Origin of the sequence: Rhizobium rhizogenes NBRC 13257, assembly GCF_000696095.1 — a bacterium.
Classification (GTDB): Bacteria; Pseudomonadota; Alphaproteobacteria; order Rhizobiales; family Rhizobiaceae; genus Rhizobium; species Rhizobium rhizogenes.
This window is the reverse complement of the sequence record NZ_BAYX01000008.1, coordinates 129,267-143,119: the sequence shown is the minus strand read 5'-3', so window position 1 is coordinate 143,119 and position 13,853 is coordinate 129,267. Positions and strand designations below refer to the sequence as shown.

The 13,853-nt window shown below is 61.5% G+C and carries 10 protein-coding genes; 9 read left to right on the top strand and 1 reads right to left on the bottom strand.

Annotated elements, in window-relative coordinates:
* Window positions 1–74: 74 nt before the first annotated feature.
* Window positions 75–1,745: a GumC family protein gene (locus RRH01S_RS19340; protein WP_012650797.1), complete on the bottom strand. Its 1,671-nt coding sequence runs from the start codon at window positions 1,743–1,745 to the stop codon at window positions 75–77.
* Window positions 1,746–1,954: 209 nt separating this feature from the next.
* Here RRH01S_RS19340 and RRH01S_RS19335 point away from each other — a divergent pair, with 209 nt between their 5' ends.
* From RRH01S_RS19335 to RRH01S_RS19295, 9 genes are all read left to right on the top strand, one after another.
* Window positions 1,955–3,034: a glycoside hydrolase family 5 protein gene (locus RRH01S_RS19335; RefSeq protein ID WP_012650796.1), complete on the top strand. Its 1,080-nt coding sequence runs from the start codon at window positions 1,955–1,957 to the stop codon at window positions 3,032–3,034.
* A gap of 86 nt (window positions 3,035–3,120) precedes the next feature.
* On the top strand, window positions 3,121–4,356 hold the full coding sequence (locus RRH01S_RS19330; RefSeq protein WP_037220989.1) for a hypothetical protein: 1,236 nt from the start codon (window positions 3,121–3,123) through the stop codon (window positions 4,354–4,356).
* Between the two features lie 167 nt (window positions 4,357–4,523).
* On the top strand, window positions 4,524–5,408 hold the full coding sequence (purU, locus tag RRH01S_RS19325; RefSeq protein ID WP_042473773.1) for a formyltetrahydrofolate deformylase: 885 nt from the start codon (window positions 4,524–4,526) through the stop codon (window positions 5,406–5,408).
* Window positions 5,409–5,526: 118 nt separating this feature from the next.
* The gene (locus RRH01S_RS19320; protein WP_012650793.1) at window positions 5,527–6,087 is read left to right on the top strand and encodes a hypothetical protein; all 561 of its coding nucleotides are present in this window, start codon (window positions 5,527–5,529) and stop codon (window positions 6,085–6,087) included.
* A gap of 134 nt (window positions 6,088–6,221) precedes the next feature.
* On the top strand, window positions 6,222–9,149 hold the full coding sequence (locus tag RRH01S_RS19315) for an aminotransferase (protein ID WP_042473770.1): 2,928 nt from the start codon (window positions 6,222–6,224) through the stop codon (window positions 9,147–9,149).
* A gap of 513 nt (window positions 9,150–9,662) precedes the next feature.
* Complete coding sequence (locus tag RRH01S_RS19310) at window positions 9,663–9,857, top strand: hypothetical protein (RefSeq protein ID WP_007701777.1); 195 nt, start codon at window positions 9,663–9,665, stop codon at window positions 9,855–9,857.
* 326 nt (window positions 9,858–10,183) lie between these two features.
* Window positions 10,184–11,182, top strand: a complete 999-nt coding sequence (locus RRH01S_RS19305; protein WP_042473766.1) for a P1 family peptidase — start codon at window positions 10,184–10,186, stop codon at window positions 11,180–11,182.
* A gap of 15 nt (window positions 11,183–11,197) precedes the next feature.
* Entirely contained in the window at window positions 11,198–12,115 is a 918-nt protein-coding gene (locus tag RRH01S_RS19300; protein ID WP_007701781.1) for a LysR family transcriptional regulator, read from the top strand.
* A gap of 166 nt (window positions 12,116–12,281) precedes the next feature.
* Window positions 12,282–13,811 carry an ABC transporter substrate-binding protein gene (locus RRH01S_RS19295; protein ID WP_042473751.1) on the top strand — a complete coding sequence of 510 codons (1,530 nt, stop codon included), beginning with the start codon at window positions 12,282–12,284 and terminating at the stop codon, window positions 13,809–13,811.
* Window positions 13,812–13,853 lie beyond the last annotated feature (42 nt).

The window sequence follows — 13,853 nt, the reverse complement described above, 5'->3', positions numbered from 1 at the left end:
CTTTTAGAACAGCGCGCACGCAATTGCATCCCTGATCTTGAAGCGGACATCTATCGTAAAAGATGGCGACAATATTACTTTCCGAGATATCCGCGGATTACCGGATGCCGAAACAGGCCAACGAGGACGGCAAAGGCCATACCGAGCCCCATGCCGAACAAGGCGCCGGCAATCAATCCGGCCACCATCATCACCTTCCGGCTCGGCCCATCCGCCGTCAACGGCGGCTCGGCTTCGGAAATGACCCGGATATTGCTCTGCGACAGATCCCGGGCGTCACTTGTCTGGCCAGACCGCTTCAGAACCGCCTGGTACGCGTCACGAGCGGCTGCAGCCTTGCGCTCGAGTTCGTTGAGACCGACCAGCTTGCCTGATGTATTGACCTGCGATGCCTTTTGCACCGCCAACTCCTTGGCGATATCCTGCTCGGCCTTCTGCGCCTGATCGTAGTCGGCGCGGGCAGACGTCGTCTGCCGCTGCAACTCGCTGCGGATCTCGGTCGCGAGACTATCGAGCGAGGATTTGGCGGCAAGCAGGCGTGGATGACGGGCACCGAGCTGGCTTTGCAGACTGCCGACATTGGCGGCAAGCACGGCATATTGCTGGCGCAGGCTGCTGAGCGGCGTCGATGCGGCCGTTGCCGTTGCCGAAGGGCCGTTGGAGACGACGTCCGTGAAGCTCAGCCTGTCGGCGGCATCGGCGCGCGCCTTCGCCTCGATCGTCTTTTGCTGCGCCACCACCAGCATGTCGTTGAGCGCAGTCAGGCGCTTGTCGGACATCAGGTTGCCTCCGACGGCGACCATGTCGTTGTCGGCCCTATAGGCCTCGGCCGCCTTTTCGGCGGCTCGCACCTGCTCGCGCAGATCCTCGAGCCTGCCGTCCAGCGCGGTATTGCTGGTCTGATAGCTGTTCGCCGCCGCCTTGCCTTCCTCCTCGACGAAGGAGGCGACAAGCTGGTTGGCGATCGCAGCCGATTTTTGCGCATCGCGCGTCGTCACCTTCAGCGACACGACATAGGTGCTGGCCTCGCGAGCAATCTGCACGGCCTTCGCCAGCACCGTTACCGCCATGTATTTTGCAGCGTCGCCACTGGCGCCACCGTTAAATTGCGGATTTTGGTCAAGCTTCAGCGCATCGACCACCCGGCCAAGCACCTTGCCGGAGGACAGGATCTGCGTCTGGCTGTCGATCATCGTCAGGATCAGTTCCGGCGCAATCGGCGGGGACTGGGAGGAATCGACGCCGCCGGTTTGACGAGGATCGAAATAGAGGCTGGTCTCAGCCGTGAATTTCTGCGGCAGCATCGGAATGGCGGCCGCGCCCAGCACCGCCCCGGCCACGGCAAGCGCCAGCACCAGACGTTTTTTCGCCCAGATCGAACGGACGGCGGAGTGCAGGTCGAGAAGCGGTGCGTCGGCAACAGGCGCTGGCGAAACTACCTGTGGCGCAACGACAACCGGCTCGGCAGCCGGGATTGCCCCTGCCACCGTCGGCCGGACCTCCGGCGGCAAAGCGGCTTCAGTCTTGGGCTCGATCGCAATCGGCGGTTCCGGATGCGCCGGGATTGCCGGCTTTACAGTATCGACCGACTGCTCGGCGGCAACGGGTTGGACCTCATGGACGAAATCCCGCGGCCGCACCACGGGACCGCGCAGGCGCAAGCCTTCGCCCTGCCCTTCGGACGGCTCGTTGCTGCGCCAACTCGGAAAGTGGCTCGATCGCTTGTTTCGTTCCAATGAACTCATACCAGACTTCCAGGGACCCGCTCGCGCGGATCCCGCGCAGCAGATGCCAGGAGTTTAGAAATGTTTGGCTAACGGACCATTAAGGACATTCCCAGGAAGTCCCCCCGCAAACGTCGGCAAGGCTCCGTGGAGCCCCTGTCTTCATCAATATTCAACCGGACAGCCCCTATGAAGCGGGCTTACAGGCGACGGAAAAACGGGAGCTTGCAATGGCCGGATCGATGACGAGACTGCTGCGCCGGTCGCTTGCGGCTACCGTTATGCTCGCCTTCGTCGCTGAGGCAGACCCTAGCCTTGCTGCGTCGCAGCTCTGTTATCGAGGCATCAATCTCTCCGGCGCCGAATATGGCGAGCGTGGCGGCGTGCTCGGCACCAATTACATCTACCCTTCCGAAGACACGGTGCGCTATTTCGCGGGCAAGGGGATGAACGTGGTGCGCCTGCCCTTTCGCTGGGAGCGGCTGCAGCCCGTATTGAACCAGCCGCTCGACGGAAAGGAGCTGCAAAACCTCAAGGATGCCGTCGATCTCATTCAAAAGCATGGCATGGCCGTGATCCTCGATCCGCACAATTACGGCTACTACGACAAGATCCAGCTCCCGCAGATGCCGGCGACCGATCTCGCCTTCGGCGACTTCTGGGCGCGGCTCGCCGTCGAGTTCGCCAATCGCAAGGGTGTCTCCTTCGGCCTGATGAACGAGCCGCACGATATCAAGGCGCCCGATTGGCTGGAGCTGGCCAACACGGCCATCCGTAGCATCCGCACCGTCGGCGCGCGCAACCTCATCCTCGTGCCCGGCACGAACTGGACCGGCGCGCATAGCTGGTCTGCCGATGTCCTTGGCGGCGGCGCAAACGGCACGGTCATGCTCGGCGTCAAGGATCCGCTCAATTTCTACGCTTTCGAATTCCATCAATATCTCGATGCGGACAGCTCCGGTACCCATCCGGCCTGCGACGGCACCGCCAACGGCACCAAAGGTATGAACGACGTCACCGACTGGCTGCGCAAGAACGGCAAGCGCGGCTTCCTCGGCGAATTCGGCGTGGCCGGCAATGACGGCTGTCTTGCGGGCCTCAAACAGGTGCTCGGCATCATGAACGACAACAGCGACGTCTGGCTCGGCTGGAGCTACTGGGCGGCCGGCGACTGGTGGGCGCCGGACGAGCCGCTGAACGTCCAGCCGCACGACGGCCGTGACAAGCCACAGATAAAAGTGCTGGCGGATGGCCTGAGCAAGAAGGTTTCGCTGGCGCCAGCATGCGCCCTCATCAAGCCTGCAAACTGACTGGCGGTGAGCACCCGACTCTTTGCCGCGAATCATCGGCCTGATATGGTGCCCGCGGCCAGAGACGCCACGACCCCGGATATTTCATGCAAAGCTCAGGCGAAAAGCAGCCCATAAACTACGTCATTCTCGCCATCTCGCTGCTCGCGGTCCTGTATAATTGCATCCTCGCCTTCATCAATCACAACATCACGCCGCTGACGCCAAACGCCGTGGTCATGAGCGAAGTGCTCCTGCAGGTGGCAAGCTTCGCCTATATATTGAAGAGGGGGATTTATGAGGAGGATATGGCGCCGCTCCTCTATCTGCTCCTCACGATCGTGCTGACGGTCTTCGTCATCGCCATCAACAAGCAGCCCTATGTCGATCACCTTCGCAATGTGATGATCATCTTCGTGTTCTCCATCATGGGCAGGCTTTGCAACGAGCGCACGCTGAAGCTGGCGTTCAGGATTTCCTGTATTGCCGTGCTCGCCGTGCTCATCTGCGAAATCGTGTCGGTGACGGAATATGTCGCGCTCTTTCATCCGGCCGAATATTTCCAGAATACGCGCGGCGTGCCGCCCGCCACCTACAGCGATATCGGGCTGTTCCGTGGTGCGCTGGGGTTCGAAGGGCGGTTCTCCTTCGGCCTGATAGACCATCGCTCATCGTCCATCTTCCTGGAACAGGTCTCGCTTGCCAATTTCTGCGGCGTGATGGTCCTCTATCTGATCAGCTTCTCCAGCCGGCTGCGACTGTCCGACAGACTGCTGTTCCTGTCGACCGTCATTCTGATCCTGCTGACGAACGATACCCGCACGATGCTGATCTTCAGCCTCATCAGCATCGCCGGCTATTTCATCTATCCCTGGCTTCCGAAAATACTCGACCTGATGACGATGCCCTTGATCATTCTCGTCGGCTTCGTCATTAACGCCCTCAAGCCAGGCGTTACAGGCGATAATTTTGTCGGCCGCATCAACGGTACGGTGAGAGCCTTCCTCGGCATGGACCTGCAGAGCACCATCGGCCTGCAGCTCGATCAGGTCGGCATCTTCTACGACAGCGGCTATGTCTACATCATATATGGCGCCACCATCTTCGGCCTGATCCTGTTCTGGCTCTACGCCTCGCTCTATCCGGGAGGAGAGACCATCAATCAGCGGCGCCTCGGCCACGCCCTTTCCCTCTTCCTGTTCCTGAACCTGATGATCGGTTCCACGGCGATCTTCTCAATGAAGACCGCCGGGCTGGTCTGGCTTCTGGTGGGCTTCCTGAAATTCAACGAGGGCACGCAGGCAAAGCAGCCGCAGACGCTCTCGCTCGCCACCAACGGCTAAGGCGGGGATGCGCCGTTCGAAGACGCAACGGGAACGGTTTTTCCGATCATCTCGCCTAAAGTAACAGCCGAAACAGGGTTGAGGGACAGTTCCCCATACCTTCGATTTGATTTAAGCAGGCGGGCACCAAAGCAGGCCGGCGCCCCCCGGCAGAAGAGAGAAGAGACATGACGCATTATGTACTCACGGTTTCCTGTCAATCGACACGCGGGATTGTTGCTGCGATCGCCAATTATCTGGCGGACCAGGGCTGCAACATCGTCGATTCCAGCCAGTTCGACGATCTGGATACCGGCAAGTTCTTCATGCGGGTGAGCTTCATCTCCGAGCAGGGGGTGGGCCAGGAGGCGCTGGTCGAGGGTTTTAAGCCGATCGCTGCCAAGTTCGAGATGGAAGTCGAGATCCACGACACCCAGAAGCGCATGAAGGTGCTGCTGATGGTGTCGCGCTTCGGCCATTGTTTGAACGACCTGCTCTACCGCTGGAAGATCGGCGCACTGCCGATCGACATCGTCGGCGTCGTCTCCAACCATTTCGATTACCAGAAGGTGGTGGTCAACCACGATATCCCCTTCCACCATATTCCGGTGACCAAGGCCAATAAGCCACAGGCGGAAGCCCGGATCATGGAGGTGGTGGAGCAGACCGGCACGGAGCTGATCGTGCTCGCCCGCTACATGCAGATCCTGTCGGACCAGATGTGCCAAAAGATGTCCGGCCGGATCATCAACATCCACCACTCCTTCCTGCCGAGCTTCAAGGGGGCGAACCCCTACAAGCAGGCCTATGAGCGCGGGGTGAAGCTGATCGGGGCGACGGCGCATTATGTCACCGCCGATCTGGACGAGGGTCCGATCATCGAGCAGGACACGGCGCGCATCACGCATGCGCAGTCGGCGGACGATTATGTGTCGATCGGGCGGGATGTGGAGAGCCAGGTGCTGGCCCGCGCCATCCATGCCCATATCCACTACCGCACCTTCCTCAACGGCAACCGCACCATCGTCTTCCCGGCAAGCCCGGGAAGCTATGCCTCCGAGAGGATGGGGTGAGGCAGGGGCGGACGCCAGCACCTGACTTCCCCATCGCAGCCGACGCCCTTTGCTTTTCGTTCCCAAGCGCGATTTGATATCACCGGTATCGAATCGGGTAAGCGGACAGGACAAACACATGTCATTCTATCCCAATGGGACGCTGTTGCTTGCGGCGTTCCTTCTGAGCGCGCCAGCGTCGCACGCAGCCACAACCCAAGATGACCCCTCCAAGATCGATCTTGCCAAGCTGATCGAATGCACGACCTATGACGTGCCGAGCTACTACGATTTCGTCGCGTGGGTGGCCGGGCCGGAAAGTGCTGCGGCTATGAAGCAGCTCGGTCTCAGCGAAATGCCATGGCCCAACCGATCTTGGCAAAAGTTCAAGCTTTCGGCTCCTATCACCGTGTTTGGACGGCAAACAACCATGATCGTCTTTACCTTCGGCGGACTATTGGCCGTACTCGACGAGCCTGATCCCCATCCACTCGCCAAAACACTTGGCGTCACTGCGGCGGTCGACCGGCCGGACAAGTACATTGGAGAAAAGGAAGTCTCGTCAAGCAAGGAGCAGCACGAATACGGTTATTACGCTTATCCCCCACTGTCACTGACAACGCGCATTTCCCTTAGCGTCTTTACCGTTGGCGATCTTCCCGGCAAGACGCTGGCCGGTTGCAGCTATTCCATCGGGTAGGCGATAACGCCTAGCCGGCTGCATTGGGCGGCCTATCTTCTTCCTAAAAGCTCAACCACCCTATCTGTTTTGGGTGATTTTCTTTAGGATGGAATGGTTTAGTGTCATTGAATTGAACCATCCGGGGGGGAGCCATGACCGACGCCGCGCTCGTCAATCGTATGCAACTGCCAAGGCCGGACATCACGCCGGAAGAGGCGGCGGAACTTTTGCTGACGCATTACGGCCTGTCCGGAACGCTCACCGAACTCGGCAGCCAGCAGGACCGCAACTATCGGATCAGTGCCGGCGACAACAGCTATGTGCTGAAAATCTGCCAGACGGAATATGACACGGTGGAGCTGGAGGCACAGAATGCCGCCATCCGCCATCTGCACGCCAAGCCGGAGGCGCCTCGTCTCCCCAATATCGTGCCGTCGCTGAACGGCCGGGATATTCTTGTCGTCACCATCCGCGAACAGGATTATCTCGCTCGCCTGCTGAGTTACCTCCCCGGCCAATCGCTGACGCGGCGCAAGCATCTGCCGCTCGCCTCGGTCTCGGCGCTCGGCACTCTCTCGGCGCGGCTTGCCCGCGACCTCGCCGATTTCGACCATCCCGGTCTCCACCGCAATCTGCAATGGGATCTGCGCCGGGCCGGGCCGGTCGCCGTACAGCTGCTGTCGGCGATCACCGATCACGAGGCGCGAGACCGTATCGCCAAGGCGATGGTCGCGGCCGTCAAGCGCATTCAGCCACTGGCAGGCGGGCTTCGCGTGCAGCCCGTCCATCACGATGTCACCGACGATAATGTCGTCTGCCATCCGGACACGCATGGCCAGCCGATCCCGGACGGCGTGATCGATTTCGGCGACATCATCCAGGGATGGCTGGTGGGCGACCTCGCCGTCACCTGCGCCTCGCTGCTGCACCACGCGGAAGGCGACCCCTTTGCCATCCTCCCCGCCATCAAAGCCTATCATGCGGTCTATCCGCTGGAAGAGGTCGAGGCGAAGGCGCTGTGGCCCCTGATCGTCGCGCGCGCCGTCATCCTCACCGCCAGCACCGAGCAGCAACTGGCCATCGATCCCGACAACGACTATGTGCGCGGCAATCTCAAGCACGAGCGCGAAATCTTCGACGTCGCGACCGGCGCCGATCCCGACGTGATGGAAGCCGCGATCCTGCGGACGATCGGCTTCGACATCGCCCCGATCGACACCGATGGCTGGGCGGCGCTGCTGCCGGATATCGCGCCGGACACCATCGCCGCCATCGATCTTTCCACAACCAGCCCGCATTTTACCGATGGCAATTGGCGTAAGCCCGACATGGACTGGCGGCTGCTCGCCAAGGAGGCCGTCGCCTCCGGCACGGCCGCGACGCGCTATGGCGAATTCCGTCTGTCGCGCGGCGAGCTGCTGAGCATGACGCCGCCGCAGAATTTCGCGCTGCACAGCGATGTCTGCCTGCCCGCCGGAACGACGGTCGCGGCCCCCTTTGCCGGACGCATCCAATGGGACGGCCAGCATCTCGTTCTGGTGAGCGACGCAGTCAGCCTGCATCTCGACGGCATCGATTGCACGCTGGAAGAGGGCGCGGAGATCGAGCAGGGTGCGACCATCGGCACCATCGCCGGCGAGGGTTCGACGGTCGGCGGCCTGCGCGTACAGCTCTGCCGCTCGCCATCGCTGGTGCCGCCGCTCTTTGCCGTGGCACACCAGGCCGACGGCTGGTCAGCCGTCTGCCCCTCGCCCGCAGTCCTTCTGAGCCCAGCCTGCGAAGCGCCACGAGAAGACGGCGCGACCCTGCTTGCCCGGCGCGAGGCGCATTTCGCCGGGCCGCAGAAGCATTATTACGAGACCCCGCCGCAGATCGAGCGCGGCTGGCGCGAATTCCTGTTCGACGTGGAAGGCCGCGCCTATCTCGACATGGTCAACAACGTCACCATGCTCGGCCACGCGCATCCGCGCCTGACCGCGGCCGTTGAGCAACAATGGTCGCGGCTCAACACCAACTCCCGCTTCCACTATGCCGCCGTGACTGAGTTTTCCGAACGGCTTGCGGCACTGGCGCCGGAAGGGCTCGACAGCGTCTTCCTGGTCAACAGCGGCTCGGAGGCCAACGACCTCGCCATCCGGCTTGCCTGGGCGCATACGGGCAAGAAAAACATGCTCTGCCTGCTGGAGGCCTATCACGGCTGGACGCTGGCGAGCGACGCCGTCTCCACCTCCGTCGCCGACAATCCGCAGGCGCTGACGACACGGCCGGACTGGGTGCACCCCGTCGTTTCACCCAATACCTATCGTGGCCCGTTCCGGGGGCCGGATTCGGGCGCTGACTACGTGGCCGGCGTGACGACGCCGCTGGAGACGATCGACGAGAAGGGTGACGGCCTCGCTGGCTTCATCGCCGAACCAGTCTACGGCAACGCCGGCGGCATCGCTCTGCCGCGCGGCTATCTCACCGATGTCTATGCCGCGGTGCGCCAGCGCGGCGGCCTTTGCGTCGCCGACGAGGTGCAGGTGGGCTACGGCCGGCTCGGCCATCATTTCTGGGGCTTCGAGCAACAGGGTGTCGTGCCGGATATCATCACCATCGCCAAGGGCATGGGCAATGGCCATCCGCTCGGCGCAGTCATTACCCGGAAAGAGATCGCCGCATCGCTGGAAAAAGAAGGCTATTTCTTCTCCTCGGCCGGCGGCAGCCCGGTAAGCTCGGTCGTCGGCCTCACCGTACTCGACATCATCAGGGACGAGGGCTTGCAGGAGAATGCCCACGTCGTCGGCGATCATCTGAAGGCAGGGTTGATCGCGCTGATGGAACACTTTCCGTTGATCGGCGCGGTGCACGGCACCGGTCTTTATCTCGGTGTCGAATTCGTGCGCAATCGCGAGACGCTGACGCCTGCCACGGAAGAAACGGCTGATATCTGCGACCGGCTGCTCGATCTCGGCGTCATCATGCAGCCGACCGGCGATCACCTGAATGTGTTGAAGATCAAACCGCCGCTCTGCCTTTCGTCCGAGAGCGCCGATTTCTTCGTCAAAGCCCTGGAAAAGGCTCTGGAAGACACCGTGTAATCCCTCCCGGCGACGGCGTTAACCATTAGGGTAATTTAGCGACAAGCGAATTTTAGTGCCTTTTGGGGATTGTCGAATCTCGCGGTAATTCCTATCTGTCTCTCGGTGATCGGCGATGCCGTTCCGCTACGGGAGGTTGCGAGGAGGTTGATACAACCATCCCCGTAATTAGCCAGGTACGGAATTATATTTTACCGATCGTCGATATTTTGACATCTTTCGGAATATGTTTCTGGAGATGGAATCGCTATTCTCTGCTAAGGTTGTAGACAATAGCACACCGGATCACCGGCTCCCTTGAGCGGAGCCAGAACAAGTACAACACCAACTAAGGAAAGTGACATGCTGAATATCAAATTCACCGCCTCGATCCTTGGGTGGTCCGTGCTTGGCCATGACCGTTCGGGCGTGCTCTCCCGCCCGTGCTGTCGAATGTGACGTTCGTCCCCTAATCGGATTCAAACAGTCAATTCGCCATGTCTGCGCCGCTAGGGCGCGGAGGGAGTATTTTTTATGAAGAAGCAAGTCATCGAATATGCCGGCGTTCCCGTCGGCATCGTTATTCCGGATGAAGACCGGCTGAAGTTCATCGCCGTGAAATACCATGTCCACGATCTGGACGAACAGCGTTTCAGAAACACGGACGAGGTCAAGCTCGCCATCCGCGATCTCCTCTCACGCCAACAGGCTAAGCCGATCCACGTTTGATGGATCGGCTTAGCCGCCACTTTTTGCATCCCCACATCATCCGCCCTCGCCCTTCGAGGGTCGCTTCGCTCCCACCTCAGGGTGAGGGCTAGTCTTTTCGTCGCAATGGCCGACCCTATCCTGCTTCCGTTTCCGCAATCGGATTTTGTTACATCTCGACAGAGGTCCATTCCGCCCTCATGGTGAGGAAGCCCACAGGGCCGTCTCGAACCACGAGGGTCGACCCCAGCGGCCTGACCACGCCACAAACCCATCTTGTCTTTTCCCCCTCTTTGCGATCCTATCGCCATGACAACCTCGCGCTTCGAAAGGCGAAGGATTTTTCATTGGCTGATCTGCTCAATCTCCTGACCGATATCGACGGTGTTGCCGTCGGTCATTCCACAGACCTTGCGCTCGGCTCCGGCGTCACCGCCATCATCTTCGACGAGCCGGCGGTCGCCTCCGGCTCCGTGCTCGGCGGCGCGCCGGGCGGGCGGGACACGGCCTTGCTCGATCCGGCAATGACCATCAGCACGATCGATGGTCTTGTGCTGTCGGGCGGCTCGGCCTTCGGGCTCGATGCGGCCGGCGGGGTGCAGGCGGGCCTGCGCGAGGTCGGGCGCGGCCTGCAGATCGGAACGGCGCTCATCCCGCTTGTGCCGCAAGCGATCCTCTTCGATCTCACCAATGGCGGCAACAAGGATTGGGGCCTCTATTCGCCCTATCGCGACATGGGTTACGCCGCCTTCAAGGCAGCGGAAAAGGGCGCCTTCGCGCTCGGCACGGTTGGCGCCGGCACCGGCGGGACGACGGCGACGGTCAAGGGCGGCCTCGGCTCGGCCAGCGCCGTCAGCAGCAGGTGGCATAGGATTGCCGCCATCGTTGCCGTCAATGCTCTTGGCACGGCCACCATCGGGGACAGCCCGCATTTCTGGGCAGCGCCCTTCGAAAAGACGGAAGAATTCGGCGGGCTCGGCATGCCCGAGACCATCGACACGCGCCTGCGGCTGAAGGGCGGAAATGTCACGGCAACCACCATCGGCGCCATCGTCACCGACGCGCAGCTGACCAAGGCGGAGGCGCATCGCCTGTCGATCTGCGGCCATGACGGCCTTGCCCGCGCGCTTCTGCCGGCGCATCTGCCGCTCGACGGCGACACGGTTTTTGCCGCCTCCACCGCCAGGCATCCAAGGGACGACATGCCCAGCTTCATGGAACTCTGCCATCTCGCCACCATCGTCATGGCCCGCGCCATTGCACGCGGCGTATACGAGGCGACGGCGCTGCCGGTCGAGGGCGCGCAGCCGGCCTGGCGGGATCGCTTTCCCAACCGCATGGCCTAGCCGGAGATTTCATCCATGCAGATCCGGGCGCTGATCTATTTCGACGAGCTGGTACGCACCAACTCCATGCGCCAGGCGGCGGAAAACCTGAACGTCGCTCCGACGGCGATCAGCCGGCAGATCGAAAATCTCGAATATCATTTCGGCACGCCGCTGGTCGAACGCAGCGCCCGCGGTGTCAAGCTGACCGCCGCCGGCGAGCTGCTGGCCGTGCGCGCCGGACGGACGCTGCGCGAACTCGACCATGTACATCAGCTGATCGAAGACCTGAAGGGACTGCAGCGCGGCCGCGTCAGCGTCTATGCCAGCGGCGCCACCGTCGCCAACCTGCTGGCGCCGGCGCTTGCCGAATTCAGCCTGCGCTATCCGAAGCTGCGCTTCGAGGTGACCATCACCAGCGCCCGCAGCGCCATCGAAGCCGTCAACGGCGCCGAGGCCGATATCGCCGTGACATTGTTCGCGCCGCCGCTGTCGGGAACCAAGGTGCGGCTGCGCTCCGAAATCACCTATGACGTCATCGCCGCGACGAGCCATTCGCTGGCGGCACTCAAAGAGGTTTCCCTTGCCGAACTTGCGGCGCATTCGCTTGCCGTGCCCGACCGATCCTTCGGCGCTCGACAGGCCTTCGATGCGCTGTTCGAGCGCGAAGGGCTGGTGCTCGATCCGGTGTTCGAGAGCAGCTCGCTGGAAATGCAGAAGGAACTGGTGCTGCGAGGGGCGGCCATCACCATGCTCCCGGCGCTGACCGTTCAACGGGAAATCCAGGCCGGCCAGCTCGTGGCGCTGCCGGTCGCCGGCGGCAAGGGGATCAGGACGCCGATCGATCTCTGCGTCGCTCCGGACCGTCAGCTTTCCTTCGCCGCCGGCAAGCTTCTCGACTTCATCGAACGCTTTATGCGCGAACAGGTTGCCCACAAGGGAAGAAGCGATTGATCGCGGACGAAGGATTTCAACCGGGCAAAATCAGTGTAGCCATATCAGCTACACTGAGCACACATTTTTAGAATTGTGTGTGCGCCTGCGAGATGACACTATTTCGAAAAGGGGCCGTATGCCGGAGGGAAAGCCGGTATTGCGAGCTAGAGCCAAGGGAACTGATATGACCACGTTTTTACGTCCGAGCCTGGGCGATTTTGCTCGCCGTCTTGCCTGTGGCGCCGCAATCTCGGCGGGGCTGCTGCTGATGGGGATGACATCGGCCGAAGCGGCCAAGACGACGCTGAACATCGGCATGACGGTCGAACCCACCGGCCTCGATCCGACGATCGCCGCCCCCGTCGCCATTGGACAGGTGACCTGGCAGAACATCTTCGAAGGGCTGGTGGCAATCGACGAGAGCGGCAAGGTCATACCGCAGCTTGCCAAGAGCTGGGAAATTTCTCCCGATGGGCTGACCTATACGTTCAAGCTGCAGAGCGGCGTCAAATTCCATGATGGCCAGACCTTCGATTCGGCGGCGGCGAAATTCACACTCGACCGTGCCCGCGACGCCAAATCCGTCAATCCGCAGAAGCGTTTCTTCGCCACCATCGCCTCGATCGACACGCCCAATCCCGAAACGCTGGTGCTGCACCTTTCGTCGCCGACCGGCAGCCTGCTTTATTGGCTTGGCTGGCCCTCTTCCGTCATGGTCGGGCCGAAATCGACCGCCAACGACAAGACCACGCCCGTCGGCACCGGCCCGTTCAAATTCGCATCCTGGGCCAAGGGCGACCATGTCGAGCTTGCCAAGAACCCAGACTACTGGAACAAATCCGTCGACGTGAAGCTGGAGAAGGTGACCTTCCGTTTCATTCCCGACCCGCAGGCGGAAGCGGCTGCCCTCAAGGCCGGCGACCTCGACGCCTTTCCGGAATTCGGCGCGCCTGAGCTGATGAGCTCCTTCGATGGCGACCCCAGGCTGATGACCAAGGTCGGCAATACCGAGCTCAAGGTCGTCGCCGGCATGAACAACACGCGCAAGCCCTTCGACGACAAGCGGGTGCGTCAGGCGCTGATGATGGCGCTCGACCGCAAGACGGTCATCGACGGCGCCTGGTCCGGCTTCGGCACCGCGATCGGCAGCCATTACACGCCGAACGACCCGGGCTATCAGGATCTGACGGGCAAATTGCCCTTTGACCCCGCCAAGGCTAAGGCGCTGCTGGCGGAGGCCGGCTATCCGAACGGCTTCACCTTCACCATCAAGACGCCGCAAATGGCCTATGCGCCCAGAAGCGCCCAGGTGATGCAGGCAATGTTTGCCGATATCGGCGTGACCATGAACATCGAGCCGACGGAATTCCCGGCGAAATGGGTTCAGGACGTCTTTACCGGTCGCGACTACGACATGACCATCGTCGCCCATGCCGAGCCGCGCGACATCGACATCTATGCGCGCGACCCCTATTATTTCAACTATAAGAACCCTGATTTCAACGATCTGATGAAGAAGGTCCAGCTCACCGCCGATCCGGCCGAGCAGGACAAGCTCTACGGCCAGGCGCAGACGATCCTCGCCGAGGATGTACCGGCGCTCTTCCTCTTCGTCATGCCGAAACTCGGCGTCTGGGACAAGAAGCTGAAAGGGCTCTGGGAGAACGAGCCAATTCCCTCGAACGTCCTGACCAACGTTTCCTGGGAAGACTGACCTCTTTCAGCGCCGCGCAGCCGGGCGCCACCCGGCCATGGA